This is a genomic window from Falsihalocynthiibacter sp. S25ZX9, assembly GCF_041205405.1.
In the GTDB taxonomy this organism is placed as follows: Bacteria; Pseudomonadota; Alphaproteobacteria; order Rhodobacterales; family Rhodobacteraceae; genus Falsihalocynthiibacter; species Falsihalocynthiibacter arcticus.
Window position 1 is genome coordinate 1 of the sequence record NZ_JBGFCD010000399.1, and the last position, 243, is coordinate 243.

General features: G+C 54.3%; 1 pseudogene. It reads left to right on the plus strand.

The window, feature by feature from the left end:
• Positions 1-243, plus strand: a pseudogene (locus AB9F29_RS22740) (IS30 family transposase); the annotation flags it as partial.

The window sequence follows — 243 nt, forward strand, 5'->3', positions numbered from 1 at the left end:
ACCAAGCAACATGGGATCGCGCTTTGCGCCCCAAGACATGTAAGCTGGCTTGTCATCCATCTTTGAGCCGCGCAGTATCAGCAAAGCTACGACGTAAATGGTCGCCCGAGCAGATTGCGGGTTGGCTCAAACGTGCGTTTCCGGGAGAGGCGCAGAGACAAGTGTCACACGAGACGATATACAAAAGCCTATACATACAAGCACGTGGCGTCCTCAAGAAGGAGCTGCTGGAGCATCTGCGTG